Below are 21,876 nucleotides of genomic sequence, written 5' to 3'. Positions count from 1 at the left end.
CGGTTCTTTGTCGCATCAGGCTGGTAACGATTAGACATCGTTGTCATTAATTGGTCCTTCATCATCGAATTTCTCTTGACTGTACCTTGTGATCTTGATTACATGATGCATGACATCGTTGTCAGGCACCAGAAGTGCCACGAAACCAGGAGATTCAATGTTGAGTTCCAAAGCCCCGCGGACAGTCACCCACCGCTTGCTTGCCATCGGTGCAGTCCTGACCCTCGGCACGCTCAGCCTCACCGCTTGCGGCGGCAGTTCGCCGACTACATCGTCAGCCGGAAGCTCTTCGGCGGAGAAGGTCGGTGTGTCCCTGATCGTCAAGACCACCTCGAACCCGTTCTTCGTTTCCATGCAGGACGGCGCCAAGAAGGCCGCCGAAACCGATGGCGTGGACCTGAAGCTCGCGGCAGGCAAGGCCGACGGCGACGAAGAGACGCAGATCCAGGCGATCGAAAACGCCATCTCCAAGGGCGACAAGGGCATCCTCATCACGCCCAACGGCCCTTCGGTCGTCGATGCGCTGAAGAAGGCCAAGGACGCCGGACTGTTCGTCATCGCCCTGGACACCCCGCCGGACCCCGCTGACGCCGCCGACATCACTTTCGCCACCGACAACTTCGCCGCCGGTGAGCTGATTGGCAAGTGGACCGCCGTGCAGCTTGCCGGAAAGAAGGCCACCATCGCGCTGCTGGACCTGTTCGACGACAAGGTCGTATCGGTCGACTACAACCGGGACCAGGGCTTCCTCACCGGCCTCGGCATCGACACCGCGGACAAGAAGAAGAACGGTGATGAGGCCAAGACCGGCAAGTACACCGGCGGCAAGGGCGGCGACTACGAAATCGTGGGCAGCCAAGCCACCCAGGGCGCCGAGGACGGCGGCCGGACCGCCATGGAGACCCTCCTGGCCAAGAACCCGAACGTCAACGTTGTTTACACCATCAACGAACCTGCCGCGGCCGGCGCCTTCGAAGCCCTGAAGTCCGCGGGCAAGGAAAAGGACGTTCTGGTGGTCTCGGTGGACGGCGGCTGCTCGGGCGTCAACAACGTCAAGGCCGGCGTCATCGGCGCCACTGCCCAGCAGTACCCCGTGAAGATGGCGGAACTGGGCGTCAAGGCCATCGTTGAGCTGGCCAAGACCGGCAAGAAGCCTGCCAACTCCGAAGGCCTGGACTTCTACAACACCGGCGTCGAGCTCGTCACGGATAAGGCCGCCGACGGCGTCAAGAGCATCACGACGTCCGAGGCCTCCAAGATCTGCTGGGGCAAGTAACCAGCATGGACCACGCACCGCGGGAGGGCGCTGAAAATTCAGTACTCTCCCGCGGTTCACAGCAGGAGAATTAGCTGCAGAAGCAGCAGCCGCCGCACCAGCCCCAGCCGAACCAGCCCCAGCAGGACCTTGAAGTTCAGGAGCAACAGTGACCCAGCAACAGACCGCCGGACCGCCCGCCGCAGGGCATGCCGACCCGGCCGAGGAATTCCTCGACCGTCAGACCCCGCTCAGCCGAATCCGCAACATCCTCCACCGCTATCCCGCACTCAGCCCGGCCATTGTCCTGCTTGTTGCGGTGGTAGTCTTCGGGCTCCTCAATGAGAGGTTCCTGAGGGTCGAGAACCTGTCCCTGATCACCCAGCAGGTCTCGGTGGTGGGAACCCTCGCAATCGCCCAGACCCTCATCATCCTCACCGCCGGCATCGACCTCTCCGTGGGTGCTGTCATGATTCTCGCCTCCATGGTGGTGGCACAGCTGGCCGTCGGCAGCGGGACACCCGCTCCGCTCGCTCTCCTCCTCGGCCTCATCGTGGGTCTGGCAGCGGGGGCGCTGAACGGTTTCCTGGTCACCAGGTTCCGACTCCCCCCGTTCATCGTCACGCTCGGAACGCTGAACATCTTCATTGCCGTGACGCTTCTCTACTCCGGCGGCTCCACTGTCCGCGGCTCGGCCATGCCCGGCCTGCTGACGTGGATGGGCAGCACGTTCCCGGTCGGACCCGTACGGATCTCCACCGGCGTGGTCATGATGCTCCTGCTCTACATCGCGGTCGCGTTCATCCTCGGCAAGACCGCCTGGGGCCGTCACGTCTACGCGGTGGGCGATGACAAGGAAGCCGCCCGCCTGGCCGGCATCCCGGTGAACCGGGTCCTGATGAGCGTTTACCTCGCAGCCGGGGCCGTGCTGGCCATTGGTGCGTGGATCCAGATCGGCCGCACGAACGCAGCCAGCCCCAACGCCGGCGTGGACCTGAACCTCGACTCCATCACCGCCGTCGTCATCGGCGGAACCAGCCTCTTCGGCGGACGCGGCTCCATCTGGGGCTCCCTCCTCGGCGCACTGATCGTCGGGGTGTTCCGCAACGGCCTGTCCCTCGCCGGCCTCGACGTGCTCTACCAGACCCTCGCCGTGGGCGTCCTCATCATCCTCGCTGTGTCCATCGACCAGTGGATCCGAAAGGTGAAATCATGACCGCCACAGAATTCCAGCCGGCCAAGACCGAAGTCCGCCAGCCGATCCTGCAGGCCAGGAACCTCGTCAAGACCTTCGGACGCGTCGTGGGCCTGGACGGCGTCAGCCTCGACCTGTACCCGGGCGAAGTCCTGGCGATCATCGGCGACAACGGCGCAGGAAAGTCCACGCTCATCAAGTGCCTCACCGGCGCCGAGGTCCCGGACTCCGGCGAACTGAAGGTCTCCGGACAGACCGTCCATTTCAAACGTCCCCAGGACGCACGGGTACACGGCATCGAAACCGTCTACCAGAACCTCGCCGTCTCCCCCGCGCTCGATGTTGCCTCCAACCTCTTCCTGGGCCGCGAAGAACGGCTGCCCGGCCCGCTGGGAAAGATCTTCCGCGTCCTGGACACCAAGGGCATGCGCCGCAAGGCCAAGGAGGAACTGACCCGGCTCGGCATCTCCACACTCCAGGACGTGACAGTCCCCGTGGAAAACCTCTCCGGCGGCCAGCGCCAGGCGGTCGCCGTGGCCCGCGCCGCCGCGTTCGGCTCCAAGGTGGTTGTCCTCGACGAGCCCACTGCCGCCCTCGGTGTCCGGGAGTCGAACCAAGTCCTGCAGCTGGTCCGCGATCTCCGGGACCGCGGCCTGCCGGTCATCCTGATCAGCCACAACATGCCCCACGTCTTCGATGTCGCGGACCGCATCCACATCCAGCGGCTCGGCAAGTGCGCAGCCACCATCACCCCGCAGTCACACAGCATGACCGACGCCGTGGCCATCATGACCGGCGCCGCCACAGCCTGACCAGCAGCTCTACCCATAACCCCGCCTCACCAAAACAGCGCCACCACAGAACCAGCACGTCACCACCTCCGTCCGCGGGCCGGCTTCGGCCCGCGGACGGCCCCATGAAAGGCCCACCGTGATCCCAACCTCCAACCCCGGAACCGCCAACGCAGGAACTGCTGACGCAGCCCCCCGCGCAGCAACGCCGGAAGTCATCGTCATCGGTGAAGCACTGGTGGACGTCGTCGCCTCTGCCGAAGGTGCGGTTGAGCACCCGGGCGGATCGCCGTCGAACGTTGCCTATGGGCTGGGCCTGCTCGGCATCCGGACCGCGCTGCTCACCTCCATCGGCGACGACGACCGCGGGCGGGCCATCGAAGCGCACCTGCAGCGCGCCGGCGTTACGCTCCTGCCCGGCTCCAGGACACCGGGACGGACGGCCAGCGCCACCGCGACGCTGGCCGCAGACGGCTCCGCAACCTACGACTTCGACATCCACTGGGAACTGCCGCCGGTGGCCCCGCCGTCCCTTCCAAAGGTGCTCCACACCGGCTCAATCGCGACCTTCCTGGCTCCGGGGGCGGCAGCAGTCAGGACCCTCCTGGAGCAGGCACACCGCGAATGCGTGATCACCTACGACCCCAACATCCGCCCCGCACTCCTCGGCAGCCAGGCTGAGGCCCGGACCATCTTCGAAGAGCTGGTCCCGCTCACCGACGTGGTCAAGCTCAGCGACGAGGACGCCCACTGGTTGTACCCTGACCTCCAGCTCGAGGACACCGCAGCACGGATCCTGGCGCTGGGTGCCGGGCTGGCGGTGGTCACGCGCGGTTCCGAGGGGTCGCTGCTTGCCACTCCGGAGCTGCAGCTGGTGGTGCCGGCCGTCCGGTCCGCAGTGGCCGACACCATCGGCGCCGGCGACTCCTACATGGCGGCGCTGATTTACGGACTGCTGGCGCGCGGAACCGACGGCCTGGCACCTGCCGTACTGGAAACACTGGGACGCACCGCCTCGAAGGCCGCCGCGATCACCGTGCGCCGCCCCGGAGCCAATCCGCCCACGGCGGCCGAGCTCCTTGCGGACCTGCCTGAGGAGGCGGCGGCACACGCGGAGGTAGCGCCCGCCGCCGTCGCCTAAGGGACCGCGCGGGTAGCCCAGGGCCAGTCCTGCGAATGCCGTGGCTACAAGGCTGGCCCAGTCCCGCGCCGCCACACGCGGGTCCGGAAATTACCGCATCCGCGCCGAGCGTCTCCGTACACTGAGGTTCATGGCATGCCGTATCAGCGAACTTGTCCTCAACTGCGCCGACCCCGAACTGCTCGCGCGGTTCTGGAGTGAGGTCCTCGGCTACGTCGAGCTCGACCGGGAGGATGGTGCGATAGAGATCGGCCCGCCCGACGCCGGGTTCGGCGGCCTGCAGCCCACCATCATCCTGAGCCCCAGCAGCGACCCGCGAACCGGAAAGCTGCCCCTGCACATCGACGTTAACCCTGTCGACCGGGACCAGGACGCCGAGCTGGAGCGATTGCTCGCCCTCGGCGCCCGTCCCGCCGACGTCGGGCAGACCGGCGACGAGCAATGGCACGTCCTGGCCGATCCTGAGGGCAATGAGTTCTGCCTGCTGCGCAAGCGGCTTGAGCCCATCACCTCCTGAGACAGCCCTGGCCTATGACAGCCGTGGCTTAGGACAGCTGTACCATTCCCGTCCCTACCGCCGAGTGCTGCGCCTGCCCGTCCACGAATGTCGCCAGGACCCGGGCCGATGCGAGGTCATCAGGAGCAGCCGCCAGCGGATCCACATCGAACACCGTGAAGTCCGCCCGTTTTCCCACCGTAATGGAGCCGGAGACGTCCCACTCCCCCGCGGCCCGGGCGGCGTGCGAGGTGTAGCCTTCGAGCGCCTGACGGGCGGTGAGGGCCTGGCCGGGAACAATGGGCTGTTCACCCGGGCGGCCCGACCGCCGTCGTAATTGCGCGTCCGCCAGGATGGGCAGCGGTTCGAAGGGGGCGATCGGCCAGTCGGAGCCGAGCCCCAGGACGGTACCCGCAGCACGGAGGTCCGCACACCGCCAAGCGTTGTTGGCCCTTTCCGTGCCGAGCCGGGTGGACCAGTTGTCCGAGTGGTCGGCGCGGGAGTAGTGCGTGCAATGGGTCGGCTGCATGCTCGCGATGAGGCCGGAGCGGGAGAACCTTCCGATCAGCTCATCCGGAACGGTCTCGAGGTGTTCGATCCGGTGCACTCCCGGCAACGCCGGACTAGCCCCTGTGCCCGGAGGCAGGGACTCGAAGGCGTCTAGGACCGCGGCCACCCCGGCGTCGCCGATTGCGTGCGTGGCCGTGGGAATACCGCGGCCGGCGAAATAGCGCACGGCCTCGGCATATTCCTCGGGCCGGGGCCAGAACGGCGCCATCGATTCACCGTAAGCATCGGGTTCAAACAGCCAGGCCGTGCCGTTGTCTATCGTGCCGTCGACGAACAGCTTGATGCCGGCCACCTGCCAGCGCCGCCCGCCGACGCCGATCTGCTCGGCCAGGCCGCGCCAGTCCGGCTCACCGGAGCCGGGCATGCACCACGGCGAGATCCGCAGGCGCAGCGGTAGGCCACCGTCGGTCTCTTCTTCGAGCGCCCGGTAAAGCTCCAGCGAATCGTCGCCGCAGTCCATCACGTGTGCCCCGGTCAGCCCGGACCGTGAGAACTGCGTGAGCAGTTCCGCCAGCCGCGCCTTCCGTTCGGCGAAGGACTCGGCAGGCATCACCCGCGCAACGAGGTCGACGGCGGCCGCCTCCAGCAGGAGCCCCGTCGGCCTGCCGCTTCCGTCGCAAACCACCTCGGCGGCCTGGTCGAAGGAGCGTGGACCGGTGACCCCGGCGATGTCGAGGGCGCGGGAACTGGCCAGCGCGGAATGCCCGTCGAAGAGCCGGATGAGGCACGGCCGTCCGGAGACAGCGTCGTCAATGAGCCCGCGGTGGGCGGCGGCGGATCCGAACACGTTGGGGTCCAGGCCCCAGGCCCGCACCCACTCCCCTGGCGCTGTTTCCGCCGCCTCGGCACGCAAAAGTGCGCGCACCGCTGCCAGGTCCGCGGCGCCGGACAGGTCGCAGCCGCGGGTCAGCTCCAGTCCAAAAACAGGATGGACGTGGCAGTCCACCAGGCCGGGGGTCAGCACGGCGTCACCGAAGTCGATGACCTCCGCTGCCGTCCACGCGGCCGCATCCGCACGGCTTCCCACGGCGGCGATGACGCCGTCCCGGACGGCAACGGCCTGCGGCGGGCTCCCTGACGGCATGCCGTCCATTGTGTGGATGCGGCCGGCAAGGATGATCACATCAGGATTCATGGGTTTCGAAGCTTCCAATCTGGGCGAAGGTTTCCGGCCGGTTGCGGCGCACCCAGCGGGCGGCCAGGAGTCCGGCGATAAAGACGATGGGCGTCACCAGGATGAGGATGGTGTTGGTCAGTGCGTCGGCGAAGGTGAGCAGTTCGATGTTGAACCCGATCAGCAGCACCACGCCGAAGAGCAGGATGGCCGACGCCAAAGTGAGCGGGACCATCAGCCGGTGCGTGACGGCGTCGGGATTCCGGCGCAGATAGAGGAATGCGGCCACCGACACCAAGCCCTGCAACCCGACGATGCCGAAGATCCCCGGAGTGTTCACCCAGATCAGCAGCTGCTGGTACGGATCGGCGTTCAGGATGGCACAAATGGTGATGACCACGGCGGCCAGGATCGTCTGCAGCTGTCCGGCCCGGTGCGGTGATTTGAACTTCGAGTGGGTCCGCCCCAGGAAGGCCGGCAGCACGCCGTCGCGCGCCAGCATGTAGACGTAGCGGTTGATCGCGTTGTGGAAGGCCAACTGGGAAGCGTAGACGCTGGTGACGATCAGCATGTACATCGCCACCTCGGCCCAGGGACCCACATAGTGGTTGATGGTCTGGAAGAACATGCCGCCAGCCAGCTCCCCGGCCGCTTCCACGGCACGGTCTTCGCCGTAGGCCTGTACCACGGCCCACACGATGAAGGCGTAGAACACAGACATGAAGCCGACTGCGATGTACGTGGCGCGCGGCACCGACCTGTCCGGGTCGCGGGCCTCGGAGCGGTACAGGACGGTGGACTCGAAGCCCATGAAGGCAGCGAAGCAGATGCCGAGGATGGCCAGGACGCCCGGCCCGAAGGCATTCTCGGGGCTGAAGGAGCCCACGCTGATTCCGTGCGCTCCGCCGCTGCCGAGGATGCCCGCCCCCATCACGGCAAGGATGCCGGTCTCGGCCACGAGCAGCACGCCCAGCACCTTGGCGCCGACGTCGATGCCCCGGTAGCCGAGGAACCAGACGGCGGCCACGGCGGCCAGGGCTATCGCCGGCCAGGGCACCTCGAGCCCGAAGACCACCTTGAGCATGTCGTGGGTCTGGACGGCGAAGAGGCCATAGACGCCGATCTGGAGGCAGTTGTAGGAGACGATCGCCAGGATGGCCGAGGCGAGACCCATGGTCTTGCCCATGGCCAGCGAGATGTAGGTGTAGAAGCCGCCTGCTGCCTTAACGTGCCGGGTCATGGCCATGAAGCCGACGGCGAAGAGGGTGAGCACGATGCCTGCCAGGAGGTAGCCGGCCGGGGCGCCGATGCCGCCGACGTTGATGGCCACCGGGGCAACGCCCGCCATGACGGTCAGCGGCGCTGCCGCCGAAATGACGAGGAAAGCAATGCCGCCCGTGCCCAGGGCATTGCGCTTGAGGGCGCCGTCCGCAGACGACGCCGGAGGTCTGGTTTGGATATCCGGCACTGGTCCGTCCTTTCTGGGAAGCCCGACTAAACGAAAGGCTTTCGTTTTAGTATGAGGGTGTGTGGCGCGGAGCACAATAGGTTTGTTCAAAGCGGCCACAACGGGAACCGGAGACTAGGCTGGGTTCCGATGTTCCAGAGCTGCAGACAGGAGATTCCATGGGGCGCCCGCTCCTCCCGCTGATATCCGTGGAGGCCCTGACCACGGCCGCGCTGGAACTGGTCGATGAGGGCGGCGACTTCAGCTTTCCGAAACTGGCGAAAAAGATTGGCGTGAGCCAGTCCTCCATCTACAACCACGTCAGTGGCCGGGACGAGATCCTGGAACTGCTTCGCCACCGGATCATCACGGAGGAGCCGTACTCTCCCGTAGACCACAGCGACTGGGAGGCCGCCCTGCGCGTCCTCATCCGCGCGTACCGGGACGCCTTTGCCCGCCATCCACGGCTTGCGCCGCTGCTGGTACTGCAGTCCATCACGGACCCGGCGGTCATCGGCCTCTACGAGGATCTGGCCCTGGCCTTGGAGGGCGCGGGATTCCGCGGGCGTGACGTGGTGGCCGCCATCTCCACCATCGACAGCTTCGCCCTCGGCGCGGCCCTGGACCTGGCGGCGCCGGAAGTGGTGTGGGACCCGCCGGCGGAGGGCTATCCCACGCTGAAGCGAGCGCTCGCCAATGCCGGGCCATCGGAGGAACGGGGCGGGCACGCCTTCGATTTCGGCCTGGACGTTGTCATCGGCGGGCTTCGGGCCAGGCTCGGCAACTAGTCGAGACTTGCGCGGCTAGGGCCCGACCTGGGAAACAGCACGCCGGCGTGCCCTCAGCGTTGCCATGCCCCACAGCGCCAGGAATGCAGCCACGAGCAGCAGCCCGGCATCGCCCAGATCGATGGTCCCGAGCCAACCGGTGAGCGGGTCCTTCAGCGCGAACGCCGCATTGCAGAAGCCGGCGAGGGTTATCAAGGCAACGAAAAGCGCTGAGAGGGCCGAGAGCCCGGTGATGACGGCGTTGAACCCAAGTTTGCGCAGGGGATCGTGGATGGCCGACTTGTACATGCGCATCATGGCAACGCCATTCGTGGTGTCGCACAGGGTCATGGCGGCGGTGAACGCGAGCGGAAGTGCCAGCAGCGCAACGGGCGACACGCCCGCCAAGGAGGCCGCCGTCGTCATCACCAGGAGCCCAATGGTGGTGGCGGTATCAAAACCGAGCCCGAACAGGAACCCGATCACGTACACGTTCCTGGGCCGCCGCACCTTTGACAGCGGCCGGGCCAGAAGGCGGGCCACAAAGCCCTTGGCTTCGAGCTCCTCCGGCAGCACCGCACCGCCGCCGCGGACCCTGCGGTAGGACCGGGCGGCACCGAGGAACGCCGACCCGTTGAAGAGCCCCATGGCCAGCAGGAAGAGGCCGGACACCCCGCTGCCGATCAACCCAAGGACCAGGTTTCCGGTGCTGCCCTCGGTCATGAACCTGCCCACCAGCGACACCCCGGAGACCACCAGGGCGCCGGCCAGGATCACCACTGAACTGTGGCCCAGGCTGAAGGCGAATCCCACACTGGTGGGATCCTGCCGCTGGGCCACGAACTTCCGGGTGGAGTTGTCGATCGCGGCGATATGGTCCCAGTCATAGCTGTGCTTGATGCCGGCCAGGTACGCCGTAAGCACCAGTCCGAGCGCCAGCGGCTGCCCCGACGCTGCAGTGCCGGCGACCAGAAGAACGGCGGCGGCAAGGTGCAGGATGCCCACCGCGGAAAAGGTGGCCAGCAGCCGCGTCCGGAGCGGCAACTGCTCCCGCTCCCGGTACATGGCGGCGAACTGGGTCAAGGTAGTCATCAGTACTTCCTCAGGTTCAGGGGCGCCTGGCCGTACCAGCGTTGACGGAGAAGGCCACTGCAGCCACCCAGTAGCGTATTGAGTTTTTCGGTGCTGTTCGACAGGGACCGGAGCACCAGTGCCGTGATGCCGTCCATTGTGGCACTGAGCGAGACCCCTGTGTAGGCGTCGAACTTTTCCGTAAGCTGGTGCAACTCGTCGGCGAGCGCCTGGTCCACCCGCGCGTCCGCCACCACCAGCGAACCCAGGTGGCTGTACCCCTCCATGAAGCCCGTGCCGGTGATGTCGTCGAGGGGCGGGCGGATCAGCAGGTTGTCCAGGGTCAGCAGCCGGGTGCCCTCGCCCGTCTCCACGTGGATCTCGTTGCGGAGCCGCAGCTCCTCGTACCGGAAGGAGGCCCCGTCCGGGGACCACCCCGGCGTGATCACCTCCGCCATCACCAGGCTCGACGTCGGCCGTACAGTGATGTGGGTGTTCTGCCGGTAGCTGGCCTCCCGGTAGGCGATGACTTGGTCCGGCGCCAGCTCCAGCCGCGAGCCCTCCCCCAGCCGGACTGTCATGCGCTGCTCGGCAAACGATTCCGGGGTCCGGTAGATCTTCGTCGCGGACTGCGTACTGAGCAGCAGGTCGGCCCCGTCACCCACCTCCACGTCCAGAACGTAAAGGTCGGCCCCCAAATAAGCCCCGCCAGGATTGACGACGACGTAGCAAACCTGGCCGGAGTCATCCAGGTAATGCGGCCGCAGTACCCGCAAGGCGCCCCGATGGAACTGGTGCGAGGCCACGGACCTGCCCCCGCGATGCTCGATGCGCAGGGCGAGCTCCCCCATCGGTGCGGGGGTGCGTCCGGCGGCTTCGCCGGATTTGGGGCCGTGCCCGCTTCGCGGTGCCCACCACGCCGCGGCCCCAAAATCCGGCCTCGCCGCCTCAGCGGTTACGTCACCTTGAGGGACCGCCAACGGGGTCGTGCTCATGTCGCCAAGTCGACCATCAGGACATCGCGCCGGATCCATTCAATGACGTGCTCGAGGCCTTCGTCGGTTTTGAGGTTGGTGAAGCAGAACGGCTTGGCACCGCGGAATTCCTTGGAGTCGCGTTCCATGACGGCGAGGTCGGCGCCGACGTGCGGGGCGAGGTCTGTCTTGTTGATGATGAAGAGGTCGGACTTGATCATGCCCTGGCCGGCCTTGCGGGGAATCTTCTCGCCCTGCGCGACGTCGATGATGTAGATCGAGAAGTCCACCAGCTCGGGGCTGAAGGTGGCGGAGAGGTTGTCGCCGCCGGACTCCACGAAGATCACCTGCAGGTCCGGGTGCCGCTGCTTCAGCTCCTCGATAGCGGCCGTGTTCATGGACGTGTCCTCGCGGATGGCGGTGTGCGGGCAGCCGCCGGTTTCGACGCCGATGATGCGGTCCTCAGGCAGGATGCCGTTGGCGGCAAGGATCTTGGCGTCCTCGATCGTGTAGATGTCGTTGGTGATGGCCGCCATGGAGATTTCCGCGCTCATGTGGCGCGTGATCCGTTCCACCAGCTGGGTCTTTCCGGCGCCGACGGGGCCGCCGATGCCGATCTTGATTGGTTCAGTCACGCTGTCCTCCTGTTAGCTCATGAACATGCGGGCACGTTGGTGCTCGTGCCTCATCTGCGAAATTTCCAGTCCGGGGCTGACGGCCCCGAAGTCGTCCGGCGTGAGGCGGACGGCCCGCTCGACGGCGGCAGCAACGCCGTCGTGCGCGTTCCGCAGCACCCGCTGGCCGGCGTTCTGCCCGAGCGGGATGGCCCGGACGGCGTTCTGCGTCAGCGACGTGACGGCGGCGAATAGGTAAGCGGCGGTTGCCTCCGCCTGCGGAACCCCCAGTGAACGGGCGACGACGGCGAACGCCAGCGGCTGATGGCCGGCGGCCCGGCCTCCGCTCACCACCGCCCGGTAATCCGACAGCGCGCGCGAGGGAAACACCTCGGTGCCTATTTCGAGCATCCGGCTCCCCATCTTGACGCTGGCCTCCCGCATCTGCCGCGGCAAAAGCTGCGCGGAAAGCAACCCATCGAGCTCCAGGACATCGCGCCCCTCATACAGAAACCGGATAGCTAAGGCATCCGAATAGGTCAGCTGCTGAGAAAGGAACGCAGCCAGCCACACCCCAAAGGAGCCCTCATCATGAACGACCCCCCGCTCGATATAGGTCTCAAACCCCAACGAGTGAGCAAAAGCCCCCGTAGGAAGCGCGGAATCAGTAAGCTGCCGAAGCGCCAGCTGGTAGCTAGTGCGTGTGTTCAGCATGACGGAAAGGTACTGGCATGACGCGTTCCTGACGGTCGTAGGGTGCTCCAACGTGTTTGAGATAGTCCTCGACGGTGTGGTCGTACTGGCACACCATGACCTCGGCGCCGTACTCGGACGACGCGTCGAAAAACTGCGCCTGCAGGTGCCGGTTGCCGAGAGAGTGCGCCACCACACCCATCTCGTGGATGGTCCGTGGTGCGATCACCAGGACGTCGGTGGGCAGCACGGAGACCACGATCACGTTGGTTTCGGCCACGTGCAGCACGTCACCGTCGCGGAGGTCGGCCGATCCCGCAGGGAGCCTGATGCCGATCTCGTTGCCGTGGTCGGTGGTAACGCGCTGAATCCGTTTGACCAGTTGGGCGCTCGGCAGCACCACCTTCTCCCGGTGCAGGCCGGAGAAGGATTCGGCAGGCTGGTCGCGCAGGTTGCCGAGGACTTTCTCGATGATCATCTAAATCTCCTAGAAGAGGAAGTACCGCTGCGCCATGGGCAGCACGTCCGACGGTTCGCAGGTGACCTCTTCGCCGTCCACAGTCACCGCGTACGTTTCCGGGTCCACCTGGATGTCAGGCGTGGCGTCGTTGTACTTGAGGTCGGCCTTGGACAGCGTGCGGATCCCCGACACGGGACGGATGTTCTTTTGGAGCCCCAGTTCTTCCGGCACCCCGGCATCGATGGCCGCCTGCGACAGGAAAGTGATGGAACACTGCTGGACGGCTTTGCCGAACGCGGCGAACATGGGCCGCATGGTCCGCGGCTGCGGTGTGGGGATGGATGCGTTGGCGTCGCCCATCAGGGCGTATGCGATCTGGCCCCCCTTGAGGACCAGTTCGGGCTTCACGCCGAAGAATGCCGGATCCCAGAGCACCAGGTCGGCGAACTTGCCCTCCTCGACGGAGCCGATGGAATCAGCCATGCCCTGGGCGATGGCCGGGTTGATGGTGTACTTCGCCACGTAGCGCTTCAACCGGAAGTTGTCGCTCTCCGTGCCGGAGCCGGAGTCAGCACCGTGGGCGGCGCCGGCAGGGTCCTTCAGGACGCCGCGCTGCTTCTTCATCTTGTCCGCCACCTGCCAGGTGCGGGTGATCACCTCGCCGACGCGCCCCATGGCCTGGGAGTCCGACGACGTGATAGCGAAGATGCCGAGGTCCTGCAGGACGTCCTCCGCCGCAATGGTTTCGGCCCGGATACGGGAATCGGCGAAGGCCACGTCCTCGGGGATGTCCGGGTTGAGGTGGTGGCACACCATGAGCATGTCCAGATGCTCTTCGATGGTGTTTTGTGTGTAGGGCAGGGTGGGGTTTGTTGAGGCGGGAAGTACGTTCGGCAGTCCGGCGATCTTGATGATGTCCGGTGCGTGCCCTCCCCCGGCGCCTTCGGTGTGGAACGTGTGGATGACCCGCCCATCGATGGCGCGGATGGTGTCCTCCACGAAGCCGCACTCGTTCAGCGTGTCCGTGTGGATGGCCACCTGGACGTCATACTGGTCCGCCACCTTCAGTGAGGTGTCGATCGAGGACGTGGTGGAGCCCCAGTCCTCGTGGACCTTGAGCCCGATAGCACCGGCACGGATCTGCTCTGCGAGGGGCTCGACGGCGGAAGCGTGGCCCTTGCCGAACAGCCCGATGTTGATGGGCAGCCCCTCCGCTGCCTGCAGCATGCGCTGAATGTGCCACTTTCCGGGTGTGACGGTGGTGGCCTTCGTGCCTTCGGCCGGACCGGTGCCGCCGCCGACCATGGTGGTCACGCCGCTGGTGAGGGCGGTGGGCACCTGGTCCGGGGAGATGAAGTGGATGTGGGTGTCCACACCGCCTGCGGTGAGGATCTTCCGCTCCCCTGCGATGATTTCGGTGCTGGCACCGATGATGATGTCCACGCCGTCGGCGATCTGTGGATTTCCGGCCTTGCCGATTCGAAAGATGTGGCCGTCCTTCAGTGCCACGTCCGCCTTGTAGATGCCGGTGTAGTCCAGCACCACCACGTTGGTGATGACGGTGTCCGGAACGGCTCCCCCGTGGACGTCCCCGTCCCGGGTGGCTTGGCCATTCTGGCCCATGCCGTCCCGGATAACCTTGCCGCCGCCGAAGACCACTTCCTCGCCGTAGTTCGTGAGGTCCTTTTCGATCTCGAGGAACAGATCGGTGTCGGCGAGACGGATGGCGTCGCCCGTCGTCGGGCCGTAAAGGTCCGCGTACTGCCTGCGGGATAACTCGAAACTCATAGGTCTTCCCCGTCCCGGTAAGTACCGCCCTGGCCAGCGCCGTCGCCGAGACTGCCGTTCACCGCGTTGCTCAGTCCGTAGACCTCCCGGCTTCCGGCCAGCCTGATCAGCCGGACAGTCTTCCCGTCACCCGGTTCGAACCGTGCTGCGGTGCCGGCGGGAATGTCCAGGCGCCGCCCATAGGCGGCGTCGCGGTCGAATTCCAGCGCCGGGTTCGCCTCAGCGAAGTGGTAGTGCGAGCCCACCTGTACGGGACGGTCACCGGTGTTGAGAACAACGACGTCGACCGCCTCGCGGCCCGCGTTAATGACCAGTGGTCCGGGACGCAGGACGTACTCTCCGGGAATCATGGCGCCCCTATCGGATGGGATTGTGGACGGTGACGAGCTTGGTGCCGTCAGGAAAGGTGGCCTCGATCTGGACATCGTGGATCATCTCCGGCACGCCCTCCATGACGTCGTCGCGGCCGAGCAGCGTGGTGCCGTAGCTCATGAGCTCGGCCACGGTGCGGCCATCCCGGGCACCCTCGATCAGCTCATAGCTGATGATCGCTACGGCTTCCGGATAGTTCAGTTTGAGCCCGCGCCCCTGGCGCCTGCGGGCGAGGTCGGCGGCGACCACGATCATGAGCTTTTCCTGCTCACGAGGCAGCAGATGCATGAGGTTCCCTTCAACGGCCGCGGGTCGGCGTGGGACCCAGACTAGGCCCCGTTCGTTTCCAGCACGTTTCAGGAGTGGCAGGCCGGGCCCTCAACGGCCGCACCTCTCAATGGCCTCCGCTATGGTCTCGGCTGAGCCGGGCGAGGATCTCATCGTTCGTCTGGACAGGCTGGCGGTACGTGGTGGACAGGATGCGCAGCATGTCCGCAGCGTCCTGGCTGTCCTCTGACGCCATGGCGTCCTCTGCATACGTAACCCGGATGTTGTACGCGAAAGCGTCCGCTCCGGTCTGGGCGATGCAGTTGTGCGTGGAGACGCCGGCCAGCACCACTTCGTCGGCACCCCAGTTCCGTAACCGGGACAGCAGGTTGGTGCCCATGAAGGCGCTGTCCCGCGTCTTGTTCAGCTGCGGCAGGCCGTCGGTGGCGAGGCCGGGCACCGCCTCCGCCTGCTCGCTGCCGCGGAAAATGAAGCCCTGGTCGTCATCCAGCATGTTCAGCGTCCACGTTGATTTATCCCGCTCGTGCTCGGTGCCAACCAGCAGCGCCTTGTGTCCCCTGGAGGTGAAGCCCTCCAGCAGCCTGTTGCATGAGGTGACCAGCCGCTCCCGCTGGGCTGCCAGTTCCGGCGCTTCGAAGTATGCGTTCTGCATGTCGATGATGAGCAGGGCAATCATGGATCCACCTTTCCTTCCGCTGCCGATGCCGATGCCGGTGAGGTACCCGTTTGCGGCAACTGCGAAACCCGGTCTGCCGGGGCCGAGGCACGGATCCGCAGTTCAAATTGTGCTTCCACATGCACACCGGAATCGGCCTTCTCGCTCCCCTCGATCCGGTCGATCAGCAGCTGCACGCACCGCTCGGCGATCTCGTTCATGCCGGGAGCAACAGTTGTCAGCGACGGGGACGAGAACCGCGCCTCATCGATGTCGTCGAACCCGGCCACGGCTGCGTCCTCGGGCACCCTCACCCCGCGGAGCAGCAGTTCGTGCATCGCGCCCAGGGCCAGGGCGTCATTCAGTCCAAAGACGGCGTCGAACGGCTGGCCCCCGTCGAGCAGCCTCGCCACCGCCGACGCGCCCCCGTCACGGCGCCATTCCGCCGGCACAATCAGGGCCGGATCAAAGGCGACTCCCGCCTCGGCCAGCGCCTCCCGGTATCCGGCCAGCCGAAGGCCAGGCGAACCGGCACCGTCCCCGGGGGAAGCACCGATCACCGCGATACGACGCCGGCCTCCCGCGAGCAGGTGGGCCGTCATGGCCTTGGCCGCGCCAACATTCTTCATGGTGACCTGGTCGAACCGCGGGTCGTCGATGTGCTCGCCCAGCATCACGAGGGGCTTGGTGCCGCGGCGGGCTGCGGCTATGGCGTCCGCGTCGAGCACCAGCGGCGTGAACAGGAGCCCGTCCGTCAGCTGGCTGAGGGATCCCTGCAGAGCAGTGAGCTCGTTGGCCCTGGTCGCCGCAGACTGCTCCACCAGGACGCGGTAATCCCGGGCGGCTGCCACCGTCATAAGCCGGGAAGCGAGCTCTGCGTAATACGGCACGGAGAGGTCCGACACCACCAGGCCCAGCATGCGGGACTTTCCGGACCTCAAGCTCCGCGCCGTCAGGTTGGCCTCATACCCCAGCTCGGCGATGGCGTCCAGCACTTTCTGCCGGGTGGCCGGCTTGATGAACTCATAGTTGTTGAGCACGTTCGACACGGTTTTCAGGGAAACTCCGGCTGCGCGGGCAACATCGTTCATAGTCACGGCCATGCAAAGCCCCTTTCACGGCACACATTTCCCCTGGTATATCTCTCGGCTACATTCCTCTCAGCTACATCGTTTCAGAATGCGGGCCGCCCCGCCCGCCAAGAATTTCCCAAGGTGGGTACCCCACCCTTTCTGCAAGGTCTCTTGGCTCTGGGGCCAGGCAACGGCGCCTGGCCCCAGCGACAACCGGCGGTGTCCTCTAAGCGGCGGCCACCACCCGGGACGGCAACCAAGTGGCGCGGCAGGACAGGGTGGGGAACGTTGCGGCAGAAGGGGGCCGAATTGTTGCAGGGTGCAGGGGGGTCCATGGAAGGATTGCCCCCGACAGAACGGCAGTTTGCTCTTGTGGTTTCCCATCATGCCCGTACACCGTCCCGGGGCTCATTTCCCCGGTCCGGAGACGGGGGTACCGAACCGGTTGGTGGCGAGGAAGGCCGGGGATCCGGCCTGGAGTTCCTGGCCCGGCTCGGTTCGGGACCCATCCGTATTACTTCGGGCGTTATTGCGGACGTGGACGGCGTTGCCGGAGCAGTCGTGCTCGCCACATGCAACCGGTTCGAAGTGTATTGCGACGTCGCTCCGGCCGCGGATCCGGACATCACCAGGAAGCGCGTGCTGCGTGTCATCAGCGCATGTTCAAGTGTTTCCCCTTACGAACTCGACCGGGCCCTTGACTGCCTGACCGGCACCGCCATGACTGAACATCTCTTCTCGGTGGGCGCCGGCCTTGACTCGGCAGTGGTGGGCGAACGCGAAATCGCCGGCCAGCTGCGCCGCTCGCTGGCCTCCGCACAGGATGACGGAACGGCCAGCGGAGCACTGGTCCGGCTTTTCCAGGCGGCCTCCCGTGCCGCCCGCGAAGTTGGATCACTGACGGCCCTGGCTGGCGCCGGCCGCTCCATGGTGTCCGTTGCGCTGGACCTGGCCCTCTCAAAGCTGCGACGCCAGGACCTCTCCGGACTGTCAGTGGTGGTCATCGGCACCGGGGCCTACGCCGGTTCTACCCTTGCGCTCCTGGCGGCAAGGGCGTGTGCTGCGGTGTCCGTGTTTTCCTGGTCCGGACGGGCCGAGGCCTTCGCGTCAGCCCGGGGCGCCAGGGGCCTGACCGCCGACGATCTGCCCGCTGCCGTCCGCGGAGCGGACGTGGTGATCGGCTGCAGCGGCCGCGGCCCCCGGCTCAGCTCCGAGGACTTTTGGAGCTTCCGGCAGGGCGCTGCCGCCCCGCTCGTCGTCGTCGACCTCGCCCTCAGCCGTGACTTCGAACCGGAAGTAGGCGAACTGCCGGGGCTTGACCTCATCACGCTGGAGCATGTGCGGCTGGCCTCGCCGCATGAACAAACCGACGTCGTCCGCCAGGCCGGTGAGCTTGTCCGGCGGGCCGCCCTGAGGTTTGAGGAGGACCGGCAGGCGCGGCTTCTGGATCCGGCGATTGTAGCGCTGCGTGGACACATGCAGTCGGTACTGGCTGAAGAAGTGACGCGGGTGAAGAACCAGCACGGCTGCACGGCTACGGCGGAAGCGGTGGAATTCGCCCTGCGGCGGGTGGTGCGGCAGCTCCTGCATGTGCCAACCTCGCGGGGGCGCGAACTGGCGGCGGCCGGCCGGCAGGACGAGTACACCTCGGCCCTTGAAACACTGTTCGGGCTCGACGTGACGGCAGTCGCGGAAGCGCAGGCCGGCACGAACGGAGCCAGCCCGGAAGCGGCAACCGGCCCCCTGGGCTGCCCTGCCCGGGAGGGTCAAGGCATTGTGGCCACGGAGGACGCCCTGCCGGCAGCGAGCTAGCCACCTTTTCTCCCATGGCCCCGTTTGTCGTATGGACTCCCGCAAATAAAAAATCCCCGGATTCCTGTTGCCAGGAAGCCGGGGATTTTCCACTCTTCGCTAAAAGAGTGGGCCCTGTGGGGATCGAACCCACGACCCACGGATTAAAAGTCCGATGCTCTACCAACTGAGCTAAAGGCCCAAACTGCCTGCCGGAATGCGGGCCACAAAAGCCTGCAAACGCGAAACAGTTCCAGTCCATTTCTGAACGTTTAATACTGTACCCCAGACGGTGGCGACTTCAGCACGGCGCCCCGCCGCCGCCGTCGAACGTGTCTTTGCCGGCGGCCAGCAAGGGCTTCAGGTGCCCGATGGATGCCGTTTCCGGGAAAAGCAGGCGCTGAACGGACGCTCGATTCCGGTTCCCTGCAGGAGTAGCGTGGGACCATGAGCCAGAACGCAGGAACCAGCGGCCCGGGCGGGGCGGAGCGGCACCACAAACCGAAGCCTTTTGCGCCCATTGATTTCGAACCTTTCGCAGGCGGCGCCGATCCGGCGCGCGTCTCGGAAGCTGCGCACCTGGCCGCCCAGGCCCTGGTGCGCCACGGGCGGGACAGCGATGATCCCGTCATCACCAAACGGCTGGTGAAGCTGGCCGACGAGCAGGGCCTTGAGGCAATAGCGGAGATGTGGGCGGAAAGCCCGGCCCGCTCGCTGCCCGGCGCGCTGTGGCGGCTGTACGCCCTCCGCGCGGCAACGGTGCAGGATCCCGAGCGCATCTCCGTTTATTTCAAGGCCGGCAAGGACACCGCCCAGGTCTCCCATGTGGTGGCCGGAGCGGCTGAGCCGCCGGGCGCCGATGAAATGAAGACCATGGCGGACGCGATCCTGTCCGGGGCCTTCGACGGCGAGTTCGACGTTGCGCTGGAGCGCTCTGCCGCTTTTTGCCGCGTGGTGGCGCTCGGCCAGGCCACGCTCGCGGACGGCGCGGAGCATTCGAACGAGAGCCACGCGCGCAAACTGACGCGCAACTCCCACCTGCTTGTCAAGACAGCAGAGGACCTGGAACACGCCGCCAACGCCTGGCGGCTGGGAGAGCTTGACTGACCCATCGGGCCCAATCTGTCAATGTTGACTTGGCCCAGCCAAAGTAGAAGACTGAAATCGGTGCCGAACCGCGAAACCCCCGGGCTTCAACATTTAGCCGCCTAGAGCGGCCTACCGCCGAGAGGCGTATCCGGTTCGGCACCATTTTTATGCCCCAACGCAGGTGCCGGTAAAGTACTGACTAGCTGCGGCTCGGACGTCAAGTCAAGAACTCCCGCAGCGTCCCGCCCTGACAAATCCTCCGGAGACCGGTACTCATGAAGCTGCGCCTTTTTCCCCAGGAGCCCGCAGGCCTGAACCTTCTTTCGCAGCTGGCCCGGCAGATCGTTTTTGCCAGCGCCACCATGGCGGAAATCCTGGGGGCACCGTCCTCCGAGCACCACCGGTTGGTGGAGGATATGCACAACCATGAGGCGAAGTCTGCCGAGCTGCACTTCGCCCTCCTGACGCACATGCGCACCAGCTTTGTGAATCCACTCCCCCGCGAGGACATGTATGCCCTCTCGCAGAGCCTGAACGAAGCCATCGAGAAGCTGGACGCCGCGGCCGAGCTGGTGGCGCTCTATAACCTGGACCGGCTGCCGAAGCGCGCGGCCGACCAGCTGGAGATCATCAGCCGCCAGGCGGAGCTGACGGCTGACGCGATGCGCCGGCTGAACAACCTCGACGACCTCGAGGACTACTGGATCGAGGTGCTGCGCCTGGCCAAGCGGGCCGAACGCACGCACCGCGTCTGGGTTGCGGACATGCTCACGGAAATGAAATCAGCCCAGTACGCCCGCAACAGGGACATCGCCAACCAGCTGGTCGACGTCACCAAGGACATGCGCCGCATCGCCACCCAGGTGGGCAGCATCATCGTCAAGGAATCCTGAGGTGACGCTGTTCATCTTCGCCCTGGTGGTGCTCCTCAGTGCGGCATTTGCCTTCATCAACGGCTTCCGGGATGTGTCCACGTCCGTCGCCCTGGCCGTGCGGACGCGCGCCCTGACCCCCACCATCGCCGTCCTGCTGGCCGCCCTCTTCAACCTCATCGGCGCCTTTCTCAGCGCCGGGCTGGCCGTAGCGATCAGCCAGAACTGGGTGGCCCTCCCTCCCGGGAACAGCGGCCTGACCATCATCGCCGCCGGCCTCGCAAGCGCGTGCGCCTGGGGCATTTTCCTGTGGTGGCGGGGCGTTCCCTCCTCCTCCACCCATGCCCTGGTGGGCGGACTGGCGGGCGCCGGAACCGCCAGCGCGGTGGTGGGCGGCAACTCCGTGGGCGGGGTGGACCAGTCTCTCCTCTTTCAGGTGGTCCTCCCCCTGGCCCTCTCTCCTGTCATCGCCTTCGTCGCCGCGTACCTGCTGGTGTTTCCCGTCACCTGGGCTGCGCGCTACACCCAGCCGAGCGTGGTCAATAAGCGGTTCCGGGCGGCCCAGTCCATCGCCGCCGGCGCGGTGGCCTTTGGCCACGGGCTGCAGGACGGCCAGCGGGTCAGCGCAGTGCTCATCCTGGCGCTGCTGGCCGCAGGCTATTCCGACGGCGGCTCGCTTCCAATGTGGGTGGCGCTGCTGTCCGCGGTCATGATCACGGTGGGCACGCTGTTTGGCGGCTGGCGCATCTCGCACACCATTGGCTACCGGCTCACCCGGATAGATCCGCTGCGCGGTGTGGTGGCCCAGGGCTTCAGTGCGCTCTTGCTGTTTATTGGTGCCATCGGGCTGCACTGGCCCGTTTCCACCACCCACACGGTCACGTCCGCCGTGCTCGGCGCTGGGGAAAACCAGCAGTTTGCCACCAGCCACCGCAAGCTGGTCACGCGGATCCTGTCCCTGTGGGTCCTGACGCCGGCAGCCACCGCCGCGGGCGCCTTCGTCCTGGAGCTGGCGCTCTCCCCGCTGATTGCCGCCTGACACAGCAACGCGGGGTCACTTATCGCCCAATCCGGAGCCTCAAAGTCAATGGGTCGTTGCAACATGATGGTCACGCTGCGGCGGCGATGAGTTGGCGCATGCGTTGTTTGGGTGTTTCGAGGTTCAGCGTTGGGCGGGGCCGGTTGTTGAGTTTCCCGGCGATGGTTTCGAGGTCCTCCGCGGTGTAGCCCGAGAGGTCTGTGCCTTTTTCGAACCAGTGGCGCAGCAGTCGGTTGGTGTTCTCGTTGGTTCCACGCTGCCAGGGCGAGTGCGGATCGCAGAAGTACACCCCCGCATCCAGCGCCATGCGGATGCGGGGGT

The 21,876-nt window shown here is 66.1% G+C and carries 23 protein-coding genes and 1 tRNA gene; 10 read left to right on the top strand and 14 right to left on the bottom strand.

The genetic code is table 11. The features are described 5' to 3' along the window. Positions 1-157 precede the first annotated feature (157 nt). From CXZ05_RS12035 to CXZ05_RS12015, 5 genes are all read left to right on the top strand, one after another. On the top strand, positions 158-1,276 hold the full coding sequence (locus tag CXZ05_RS12035; protein ID WP_102972838.1) for a substrate-binding domain-containing protein: 1,119 nt from the start codon (positions 158-160) through the stop codon (positions 1,274-1,276). Between the two features lie 148 nt (positions 1,277-1,424). Then, positions 1,425-2,471, top strand: a complete 1,047-nt coding sequence (locus CXZ05_RS12030) for an ABC transporter permease (RefSeq protein WP_102972837.1) — start codon at positions 1,425-1,427, stop codon at positions 2,469-2,471. Next, positions 2,468-3,262, top strand: coding sequence for an ATP-binding cassette domain-containing protein (locus tag CXZ05_RS12025; protein WP_102972836.1), 795 nt, complete (start codon positions 2,468-2,470; stop codon positions 3,260-3,262). Before CXZ05_RS12030 ends, CXZ05_RS12025 begins: the two co-directional genes overlap by 4 nt. 118 nt (positions 3,263-3,380) lie before the next feature. Continuing rightward, a complete protein-coding gene (locus CXZ05_RS12020; protein ID WP_374754655.1) occupies positions 3,381-4,382 on the top strand; it encodes a carbohydrate kinase in 1,002 nt (333 codons plus the stop codon). Between the two features lie 130 nt (positions 4,383-4,512). Further along, entirely contained in the window at positions 4,513-4,899 is a 387-nt protein-coding gene (locus CXZ05_RS12015) for a VOC family protein (protein ID WP_102972835.1), read from the top strand. A gap of 28 nt (positions 4,900-4,927) precedes the next feature. Here the strand turns inward: CXZ05_RS12015 and CXZ05_RS12010 are convergent, their stop codons facing one another. Continuing rightward, positions 4,928-6,583, bottom strand: a complete 1,656-nt coding sequence (locus tag CXZ05_RS12010) for an amidohydrolase (RefSeq protein WP_102972834.1) — start codon at positions 6,581-6,583, stop codon at positions 4,928-4,930. Then, complete coding sequence (locus CXZ05_RS12005) at positions 6,573-8,030, bottom strand: APC family permease (RefSeq protein WP_102972833.1); 1,458 nt, start codon at positions 8,028-8,030, stop codon at positions 6,573-6,575. Before CXZ05_RS12005 ends, CXZ05_RS12010 begins: the two co-directional genes overlap by 11 nt. 158 nt (positions 8,031-8,188) lie before the next feature. On the opposite strand from CXZ05_RS12005, the gene CXZ05_RS12000 reads away from it, so the two are divergent. Beyond that, a complete protein-coding gene (locus tag CXZ05_RS12000) occupies positions 8,189-8,797 on the top strand; it encodes a TetR/AcrR family transcriptional regulator (RefSeq protein WP_102972832.1) in 609 nt (202 codons plus the stop codon). 15 nt (positions 8,798-8,812) lie between these two features. Here CXZ05_RS12000 and CXZ05_RS11995 read toward each other — a convergent pair whose 3' ends face one another. From CXZ05_RS11995 to CXZ05_RS11950, 10 genes are all read right to left on the bottom strand, one after another. Continuing rightward, positions 8,813-9,868 carry a HoxN/HupN/NixA family nickel/cobalt transporter gene (locus tag CXZ05_RS11995; RefSeq protein WP_102972831.1) on the bottom strand — a complete coding sequence of 352 codons (1,056 nt, stop codon included), beginning with the start codon at positions 9,866-9,868 and terminating at the stop codon, positions 8,813-8,815. Further along, positions 9,868-10,698, bottom strand: a complete 831-nt coding sequence (locus tag CXZ05_RS11990) for an urease accessory protein UreD (protein WP_258006569.1) — start codon at positions 10,696-10,698, stop codon at positions 9,868-9,870. Before CXZ05_RS11990 ends, CXZ05_RS11995 begins: the two co-directional genes overlap by 1 nt. 140 nt (positions 10,699-10,838) lie before the next feature. Continuing rightward, entirely contained in the window at positions 10,839-11,456 is a 618-nt protein-coding gene (gene ureG / locus CXZ05_RS11985; protein ID WP_102972830.1) for an urease accessory protein UreG, read from the bottom strand. A gap of 12 nt (positions 11,457-11,468) precedes the next feature. Continuing rightward, positions 11,469-12,149, bottom strand: coding sequence for an urease accessory protein UreF (locus tag CXZ05_RS11980; protein ID WP_102972984.1), 681 nt, complete (start codon positions 12,147-12,149; stop codon positions 11,469-11,471). Then, positions 12,130-12,606 (bottom strand): urease accessory protein UreE, encoded by a 477-nt coding sequence (ureE, locus tag CXZ05_RS11975; RefSeq protein ID WP_102972829.1) that lies wholly within the window; start codon positions 12,604-12,606, stop codon positions 12,130-12,132. The genes CXZ05_RS11980 and ureE overlap by 20 nt, the downstream gene beginning before the upstream one ends. Before the next feature lie 9 nt (positions 12,607-12,615). Further along, positions 12,616-14,376, bottom strand: coding sequence for an urease subunit alpha (ureC, locus tag CXZ05_RS11970; protein ID WP_102972828.1), 1,761 nt, complete (start codon positions 14,374-14,376; stop codon positions 12,616-12,618). Then, on the bottom strand, positions 14,373-14,726 hold the full coding sequence (locus CXZ05_RS11965; protein ID WP_102972827.1) for an urease subunit beta: 354 nt from the start codon (positions 14,724-14,726) through the stop codon (positions 14,373-14,375). Before CXZ05_RS11965 ends, ureC begins: the two co-directional genes overlap by 4 nt. A 7-nt stretch (positions 14,727-14,733) precedes the next feature. After that, a complete protein-coding gene (locus tag CXZ05_RS11960; protein WP_102972826.1) occupies positions 14,734-15,036 on the bottom strand; it encodes an urease subunit gamma in 303 nt (100 codons plus the stop codon). A gap of 106 nt (positions 15,037-15,142) precedes the next feature. Further along, complete coding sequence (locus CXZ05_RS11955; protein WP_102972825.1) at positions 15,143-15,712, bottom strand: cysteine hydrolase family protein; 570 nt, start codon at positions 15,710-15,712, stop codon at positions 15,143-15,145. After that, complete coding sequence (locus tag CXZ05_RS11950) at positions 15,709-16,794, bottom strand: LacI family DNA-binding transcriptional regulator (RefSeq protein WP_258006555.1); 1,086 nt, start codon at positions 16,792-16,794, stop codon at positions 15,709-15,711. Before CXZ05_RS11950 ends, CXZ05_RS11955 begins: the two co-directional genes overlap by 4 nt. A 444-nt stretch (positions 16,795-17,238) precedes the next feature. On the opposite strand from CXZ05_RS11950, the gene CXZ05_RS11945 reads away from it, so the two are divergent. After that, entirely contained in the window at positions 17,239-18,576 is a 1,338-nt protein-coding gene (locus tag CXZ05_RS11945; protein ID WP_374754656.1) for a glutamyl-tRNA reductase, read from the top strand. 108 nt (positions 18,577-18,684) lie between these two features. Here CXZ05_RS11945 and CXZ05_RS11940 read toward each other — a convergent pair. After that, positions 18,685-18,757 (bottom strand) — tRNA-Lys (locus CXZ05_RS11940). Between the two features lie 245 nt (positions 18,758-19,002). Between CXZ05_RS11940 and CXZ05_RS11935 the strand changes: the two genes are divergently transcribed. The 3 genes from CXZ05_RS11935 to CXZ05_RS11925 all read left to right on the top strand — a co-directional run bounded on the left by CXZ05_RS11935 (position 19,003) and on the right by CXZ05_RS11925 (position 21,555). After that, positions 19,003-19,662, top strand: coding sequence for a hypothetical protein (locus CXZ05_RS11935; protein WP_102972823.1), 660 nt, complete (start codon positions 19,003-19,005; stop codon positions 19,660-19,662). 257 nt (positions 19,663-19,919) lie between these two features. Further along, positions 19,920-20,537: a DUF47 domain-containing protein gene (locus CXZ05_RS11930; protein ID WP_102972822.1), complete on the top strand. Its 618-nt coding sequence runs from the start codon at positions 19,920-19,922 to the stop codon at positions 20,535-20,537. A 1-nt stretch (position 20,538) separates the two neighbouring features. Beyond that, a complete protein-coding gene (locus CXZ05_RS11925; RefSeq protein WP_102972821.1) occupies positions 20,539-21,555 on the top strand; it encodes an inorganic phosphate transporter in 1,017 nt (338 codons plus the stop codon). A gap of 70 nt (positions 21,556-21,625) precedes the next feature. Here the strand turns inward: CXZ05_RS11925 and CXZ05_RS11920 are convergent. Further along, a partial coding sequence (locus CXZ05_RS11920; RefSeq protein WP_146033092.1) for an IS30 family transposase occupies positions 21,626-21,876 on the bottom strand: 251 nt, incomplete at its 5' end.

This window comes from Arthrobacter sp. AFG20 (assembly GCF_002892795.1).
GTDB lineage: Bacteria > Actinomycetota > Actinomycetes > Actinomycetales > Micrococcaceae > Arthrobacter.
The sequence above is the reverse complement of the archived record's forward strand: the minus strand, read 5'-3'. Positions and strand labels throughout refer to the sequence as shown.

What these genes read in the sequence shown, in the direction of transcription:
- CXZ05_RS11950 (WP_258006555.1), bottom strand. Translation starts at nt 16,794, where the DNA reads ATGGCCGTGACTATGAACGATGTTGCCCGCGCAGCCGGAGTTTCCCTG.
- ureC (WP_102972828.1), bottom strand. Translation starts at nt 14,376, where the DNA reads ATGAGTTTCGAGTTATCCCGCAGGCAGTACGCGGACCTTTACGGCCCG.
- CXZ05_RS11935 (WP_102972823.1), top strand. Translation starts at nt 19,003, where the DNA reads ATGAGCCAGAACGCAGGAACCAGCGGCCCGGGCGGGGCGGAGCGGCAC.
- CXZ05_RS11995 (WP_102972831.1), bottom strand. Translation starts at nt 9,868, where the DNA reads ATGACTACCTTGACCCAGTTCGCCGCCATGTACCGGGAGCGGGAGCAG.
- CXZ05_RS12010 (WP_102972834.1), bottom strand. Translation starts at nt 6,583, where the DNA reads ATGAATCCTGATGTGATCATCCTTGCCGGCCGCATCCACACAATGGAC.
- CXZ05_RS12000 (WP_102972832.1), top strand. Translation starts at nt 8,189, where the DNA reads ATGGGGCGCCCGCTCCTCCCGCTGATATCCGTGGAGGCCCTGACCACG.
- CXZ05_RS12025 (WP_102972836.1), top strand. Translation starts at nt 2,468, where the DNA reads ATGACCGCCACAGAATTCCAGCCGGCCAAGACCGAAGTCCGCCAGCCG.
- ureE (WP_102972829.1), bottom strand. Translation starts at nt 12,606, where the DNA reads ATGATCATCGAGAAAGTCCTCGGCAACCTGCGCGACCAGCCTGCCGAA.
- CXZ05_RS11980 (WP_102972984.1), bottom strand. Translation starts at nt 12,149, where the DNA reads ATGCTGAACACACGCACTAGCTACCAGCTGGCGCTTCGGCAGCTTACT.
- CXZ05_RS11960 (WP_102972826.1), bottom strand. Translation starts at nt 15,036, where the DNA reads ATGCATCTGCTGCCTCGTGAGCAGGAAAAGCTCATGATCGTGGTCGCC.
- CXZ05_RS11965 (WP_102972827.1), bottom strand. Translation starts at nt 14,726, where the DNA reads ATGATTCCCGGAGAGTACGTCCTGCGTCCCGGACCACTGGTCATTAAC.
- CXZ05_RS11955 (WP_102972825.1), bottom strand. Translation starts at nt 15,712, where the DNA reads ATGATTGCCCTGCTCATCATCGACATGCAGAACGCATACTTCGAAGCG.
- CXZ05_RS12035 (WP_102972838.1), top strand. Translation starts at nt 158, where the DNA reads ATGTTGAGTTCCAAAGCCCCGCGGACAGTCACCCACCGCTTGCTTGCC.
- CXZ05_RS11930 (WP_102972822.1), top strand. Translation starts at nt 19,920, where the DNA reads ATGAAGCTGCGCCTTTTTCCCCAGGAGCCCGCAGGCCTGAACCTTCTT.
- CXZ05_RS11990 (WP_258006569.1), bottom strand. Translation starts at nt 10,698, where the DNA reads ATGGGGGAGCTCGCCCTGCGCATCGAGCATCGCGGGGGCAGGTCCGTG.
- CXZ05_RS12015 (WP_102972835.1), top strand. Translation starts at nt 4,513, where the DNA reads ATGGCATGCCGTATCAGCGAACTTGTCCTCAACTGCGCCGACCCCGAA.